The sequence below is a fragment of the Amycolatopsis kentuckyensis genome, assembly GCF_002155975.1.
Lineage (GTDB): Bacteria > Actinomycetota > Actinomycetes > Mycobacteriales > Pseudonocardiaceae > Amycolatopsis > Amycolatopsis kentuckyensis.
Genome location: NZ_MUMI01000341.1, coordinates 1 through 5,506 on the forward strand (window position 1 = coordinate 1; position 5,506 = coordinate 5,506).

Here is a 5,506-nt window from a genome sequence, read left to right on the forward strand (position 1 = left end):
CTGCGCGAGCGGTTCGCCGCCGACGTCGACCGCGTGGACCTGGCGCTCGCGCAGGGAAAGCACGCGGGTCTGTGCGCGGAGCTGGCCGAGCGCGCGGAGGCACGTCCGCTCGACGAACGAGTCGCCGGCCAGCTGATGCTCGCCTTGTACCGCAATGGCAGGCAGGCCGAGGCGCTCCTGCGGTTCGACCGCATCCGCGCCCGGCTGGCCGACGAAGTCGGCACCGGCCCCGGGCCGGAACTACGCGATCTGCACCGGCGCATCCTCGCCACCGACCCTGCTCTCGACCGCAGCGTCAAGCCGGACGTACCGCGGCAGCTGCCGGCGCCCCCGGTGCTCACCGGCCGTCTCGCCGAACTGACGCTGCTGGACGAGACACTCGCCGGAACGCCCGGCACGGTGCTGATCTCGGCGATCGGCGGGGCCGGCGGGATCGGCAAGACCTGGCTCGCCCTGGCCTGGGCACACCGCCACCTGGACCGGTTCCCGGACGGCCAGCTGTTCGTCGACCTGCACGGGTTCAGCCCGGCGGAAGAGCCGATGGCCCCGGCGGTGGCCCTGCGCGGGTTCCTCGACGCGCTGGGAGCCGATCCCGGCCGCATCCCGCCGGACCTCGACGGGCGGGCCGCGCTGTACCGGAGCCTCGTCGCGGACCGGCGGATGCTGGTCGTGCTGGACAACGTCGCCACCGCCGAGCAGGTCGTCCCGTTGCTGCCGGGGAGCCCGGCCTGCACCGTGCTGATCACCGGCCGCGCCAGGCTCGCCTCGCTGATCGACCGGCACGGCGCCCGCCACGTGCAGCTGGACGTCCTCTCGCGGCAGGAGGCTCGCGCCCTGCTGTCCGCACGCCTGGGCGCCGACCGGGTCGCCGCCGAGCCCGAAACCGTCGACGAGCTGGCCGAGCTCTGCGGCGGGTACCCCCTGGCCCTGTCGATCACCGCCCGGGACGCCGCCACTCGCCCCGCTGCCCGGCTGGCCGAGATCGCCGCCGAACTGCGCGAGCTGGGCCTGGAAATGCTCGACCACGACACCGACCCCGCCGCCAGCCTCCCCGCCGTTCTCTCGTGGTCCCTGTGCCGGCTCCCCGGCACCCAGCGCACCGTGTTCGCGCTGCTGGGCATCACTCCCGGGCCGGACACGACCCTGCCCGCCGCAGCCGTCCTCACCGGCCTGTCCCCGGCTCGCGCGCGCAAAGCGTTGTGCGCGCTGGAGGAGGCCTCCCTGCTCGAACGGCGGCCGCACGGCCGGTACGCGATGCACGACCTGGTCCGCGCCTACGCCGCCACCACCGCCCAGGACCTGCCGGACGACGTGCGGGAGACCGCGCTGGTGCGGGTGATGGACTTCCACCTGCACACCGCCCACGCCGCCAACCTCCTCCTGGACCCTGCGCTCCAGCACCTGCACCCCGGGCCACCCGCACCCGGCGTGCACCCTCAGCCGTTGGCCGACGCCGCGGCCGCGCTGGCCTGGCTGCAGGCCGAGCACGCCACCCTCCTGGCCACCCAACGCGCCGCCGCCGCGCTCGGCCGCCACCACGTCGTCTGGCACCTCGCCCGCACGTTGGACACCTTCCACATCCGCCGGGGAGACCTGCGCGACGCGCTCGTCGCGTGGCAGGCCGCGCTGGACGCCGCCGCTCACCTGCCCGATCCCGCCACCCGCAGCCGCGCCCACCGGTTCCTCGGTTGCGCCTACGCCAGGACGGGCCTGCACGAGGAAGCCATCGGGCACCTGGACCAGGCCCTGGCATCGGCCGTGCGCCACCACGACGCCACCGAACTGGCGCACACCCACCTGGCGCACGCGGAAGCGTGGGCCAGACAGGGGGACGATCGCCAGGCACTGGACCACGCCCGAAAAGCCCTCGACCTCTACCGCACCCTCGACCAGCCGGTGCGGGAAGCCGAGGCCCTCAACGCGGTGGGCTGGCTCGCCGCGCAGCTGGGCGACTTCGACACCGCTCGCGACCACTGCCTCGCCGCCCTCACCCTGCACCGGCGCCACCACGACCCCGACGGCGAGGCGGCCACCCTGGACAGCCTCGGGTTCATCGCCCACCACACCGGCGACCACCGGCAGGCCATCCACCACTACCAGCAGGCCCTCACCTCGTACCGCACCCTCGGCAACGTCTACCAGGTCGCCAACACCCTCGAGAACGTCGGCCACCCCCGCACCGCCCTCGGACAGCACGAGCCGGCCCGCAGGGCGTGGCAGGAGGCCCAGGAGCTGTACCGGCAGCAAAACCGCGACACCGACGTCGAGCGGGTGCAGCGCCACCTCGACGATCTCGGCCTCGGCTCCGGTTCCGGCGATGACCGCGGGGCCTGCCGACACGATGTCCGGCGTGGAGAGCGCTGAGAACTCGCGGTCCGGTTGCCGCACCGGCTGATCGGCGAAACGTATCGATCCGTGGTGGGCAGGCGGCTGCCCCGGACCGGGAGCGGCCGGTGACCGCTAGCGCTGCAGCGTCAGCACCCCCGGCTTGTAGGGCAGCAGGCCGTAGTCGAGGCCCTTGGCGGGGAAGTGTGGAGGGGGTAGTGGGCCGACCGGGGTGTGCGGTCCTCCGTGGACAGTGGTGCGCTCCGAATCGGACAGAGGTGACAACAGGGACGGGAAGGCGCTTTTTTCCTTTGGTGGAAGGGAAACTTCCGGACGACGAGGTTGGGAAAACGCCATCAGGCGCGTGGTTCGCGCGATAAAGTCGAGGCCATGAGCACGACGACACAGACCACGATCGGCGCAGTGCGGTGAAGCTCGCCGAGATTGCTCCCGAACTCCGTCCCCGGGCCGGCCGGCTCCCGCGCGTGCCGCTGGAGGAAGCCGGGGTGCTGCCGCAGATCCGCGCGGCGACCGCGCAGATCCGGCCCGTCGAGGTGCCGGGCGTGGACATCGAGAGCACGCCCGGGTGGCGGATCCACCGCCCGCGTGCCGCGCGGCCCGGGCGCACCCTCCTGTGGATCCACGGCGGCGGCTTCGTCGTCGGCCGCGCGGCCCAGGACGACCGGCTCTGCGGGGAAACGGCGCGGGAGCTGGGCATCACGGTGGTGTCCGTGGAGTACCGGCTCGCCCCGGACGCGCAGTACCCGGCCGCGCTCGACGACTGCCACGCGGCCTGGACCTGGGCCCGCGACCAGGCCGGCGGCCCGGACGACGTCGTCGTCGGCGGGCAGAGCGCGGGCGGCGCGCTCGCGGCCGCACTGGTCCAGCGCCTCTGCGACAGCGGCGAGCGGCCGCACGCGCAGTGGCTGCTGTGCCCGATGCTCGACGACCGCACCGCCGCCCGCCGCGAGCTCGACGACCGCAACCACCGCGGCTGGGACAACCGCCTCAACCGCTTCGGCTGGCGTTCCTACCTCGGCACCGAACCGGGTGCCCCGGATGTGCCGTCCTACGCCGTGCCGGCCCGCCGCGAAGACCTCACGGGGCTGCCCCCGGCGTGGATCGGCGTGGGCGACATCGATCTGCTCCACGACGAGTCCGCCGCGTACGCCCACCGGCTGCGCGAGGCGGGCGTCGACGCCACGCTGCACGTGGTGCCGGGCGCACCCCACGGCTTCGAGGCGTGGGCCCCCGACACCACCGTGACGCGGGACTACCTGGCCACCGCACGGGCATGGCTGGGCGACCGCACCGCGACTCCGTGAGCGCCGGCCGCACCGTCCTGGACCGGGACGGTGCGCGAGATCGCCCGCGCGCCCGCGGAACTAGTGCGGATGCCTATCGGCGGAACCAGCCGCGTCGCTTCCGTGAGGTTTCCGCGGGGCCGGCCGGCGGGAGTCCCAGACTTCCGGTCAGGAAGAAGGTGCCCGTCACGACGTTGCCGCGCGCGGGTGGCCGCTCGAGGTCGGGGGCCGCGATCGCGACGTCGAGTTCGATCGCGGCGATGGTGCGGACCCGGAGCCGGTGGAATGCCGTGCCGGTGAACGTGTTCACGGGTGTCGCGGCTTCGATGACCTCGCCGGCGAACAGCGCGTGGGCGGAGGGCGTCCAGCCGGGCGGGGGTTCGGCGAGCGGGAAAGCTCCGGACGGGATGAAGTGGTCGGCGGCGAACTTCGGCCCGTCATCGTCCTGGGAGGCGTAGTAGGCCTCGGCGTCGGCGTGCACGGTGACGTCTTCGGCCAGCGCCGCCAGCACCAGGGATCCGGTCTCGAGCCGCCCGCCGGAGTGGGCGAGGACCGCTCGGTCTTCCAGTTCCACCGCGACGGGGCAGACCAGCTGTCCCCCGACGCCGTCGAGGAGTTCGAGCATCGCGGTCTCGTCGTCGACGAGGCGGACGTCGCGCACCGGAACCGCGGGCGTGGTGCCGGCCAGGCTCGGCAGGAGGAACTCGATCTCGCCGCCGCGGACCTGCGCGACCAATCGGGCGCCTGAGGGATCGGTCCAGACGTGCTCGCTGGTCTTCCTGGCGATCTGCCGCGTCGTGCCCGCGTTGATCAAGGAGACCACCGTCTCCCCGAACTCTTCCTCGCTGGTGACGCCCAACCCGATCGCCTCGAAGTGGCTGGACACGATCACTCCCCCCTGCCGCACCGTCCACTGGAGACTAGCGTCAGGGTGGAATGAGATCATCCCGGTTTACGTGGCGGCAGCCGGCCGCGCGGCGCGGGGCGGGAGCTGCCGGTGGTCAGTGCAGGTGCTGCCGCACCTGGTTGCGGACCCGGCCGGGGAGCCGGGGGTCCTCGTCGAGGAATCGCATCGCCGCCAGTCCCGCGGCTTTGTCCTGCCGCTTCGCCCGCAACGCGGCTTGGAACCGGACTTCCGCGCCCGCGTGCCGGTCTTCGGTGATCGACGTCAGTGCCTTGACGGCGTGCCTGCCGTGCAGCGACAGCGCGGCCCGCAGCCGCAGGTCGTCCGGCCGGCCCTGTTCCGCCAGGTCGCGGAACACCGGCCCGGCGGCTTTCCGGTCGTACCGTTCGAGGGCCTTCGCGGACTTGAACCGCAGCTCGTCCGGAACGGCGCGGTCCGTGGCCAGGTCACGCAGCACCGGCGCGGCCGCGGCCCCTCCTCCGAGCGCCGCGGTCACCCGGTACTCGTGGTCGGCCGTGGGGCGCGCGGCGAGGTCGGCCATCAGCCGCTGCCCGCGGATCGAATCGAGGGCCGCCACCTTGCCGGTCGCGCGCAGCGCGTCCTTGCCCTGGCTGGTTTCGGCGATCACGGTGTACAGCCGGACCCGCTTGCCGCGGTCCAGCTTCGCGCCGATCGCCTCGATCACCGCGATCCGGCGCTCGACCGGTACCGCCGAGCTCCTCGCCAGCTTGTCCAACGCCGCGTAGCCGACCGTCGGGTCGAGGTCGTAGGCCCGGTTGAGGGCTTCCGGCCGGCGTGGTGCGATGGCGACGAGCAACCGGGCCCCGGTGGTCGGCTCCGTCTTCCCGACCAGGGTCGCGGCGCGGATCCGGGCGTCTTCGGGGGCCTCCTCGTCCTCCGCGAGGTCGAGGAGCGCCGTGATCGGCCCGCCGTGCTTCTCGACGATGTGCCTCGCCGCGGCGATGCGGATCGT

Annotated in this window: 4 protein-coding genes; 2 read left to right on the forward strand and 2 right to left on the reverse strand. The window is 73.6% G+C overall.

Features of this window, described 5'->3' with window-relative positions:
- Window positions 1-2,364, forward strand: a 2,364-nt coding sequence (locus CCN39_RS30210) for an ATP-binding protein (protein ID WP_143264207.1), incomplete at its 5' end; no start/stop codon positions are given.
- A gap of 389 nt (window positions 2,365-2,753) precedes the next feature.
- Complete coding sequence (locus CCN39_RS30215; protein WP_086847711.1) at window positions 2,754-3,650, forward strand: alpha/beta hydrolase; 897 nt, start codon at window positions 2,754-2,756, stop codon at window positions 3,648-3,650.
- A gap of 73 nt (window positions 3,651-3,723) precedes the next feature.
- Here the strand turns inward: CCN39_RS30215 and CCN39_RS30220 are convergent, their stop codons facing one another.
- Together CCN39_RS30220 and CCN39_RS50310 are read right to left on the reverse strand one after the other, a co-directional pair.
- Window positions 3,724-4,515, reverse strand: a complete 792-nt coding sequence (locus CCN39_RS30220; protein ID WP_086847712.1) for a hypothetical protein — start codon at window positions 4,513-4,515, stop codon at window positions 3,724-3,726.
- A 115-nt stretch (window positions 4,516-4,630) separates the two neighbouring features.
- Window positions 4,631-5,506 (reverse strand): hypothetical protein (locus CCN39_RS50310; RefSeq protein ID WP_158104563.1); only part of this gene is annotated, 876 nt, incomplete at its 5' end.